Below are 550 nucleotides of genomic sequence, written 5' to 3' on the forward strand. Positions count from 1 at the left end.
TGATTGGGGTGATTACCATGTTGAGATATACATTAAATCGTTTTAAATGGGCGATTATTACTTTATGGGCGGTTATTACATTAACGTTCATTATAATGCATACGATTCCGGGAAATCCATTTGCGAAAGAAGGAGCAATGCCTCCCGCTGTTTATGAAAATCTTCAAGTCCACTATGGATTGGACAAGCCTTTGTTGACCCAATATGGAAATTATTTATTGGAAGTCGTTCAATTTGATTTTGGTCCCTYTTTGAAATCCTCATCCATTTCTGTGAATGATTACATTTTGAAGGGATTCCCAGTGTCCTTGCATTTAGGAGCGCAAGCACTGGTGATTGCCATCTTTTTTGGGCTCATTTTAGGTGTAGTGGCATCACTGAAACGAAATAAATGGCCTGACTATTTATCAATGGTCATTGCCATCGTCGGGATATCTGTTCCGAACTTTATTTTGGCGACTATTTTAATCAATTATTTTGCAATAAAATGGCATATATTCCCAGTAGCTACATGGGCGACATGGCAGCATACCATATTACCATCCATTGC

General features: G+C 38.4%; 1 protein-coding gene. It reads left to right on the forward strand.

Annotated elements, in window-relative coordinates; translation table 11 throughout:
• Positions 1-17 precede the first annotated feature (17 nt).
• Positions 18-550, forward strand: a 533-nt coding sequence (locus tag AC1DUW_RS32105; protein WP_477644619.1) for an ABC transporter permease, incomplete at its 3' end; no start/stop codon positions are given.

The sequence above is a fragment of the Peribacillus sp. P4_C12 genome (genome assembly GCF_056402095.1).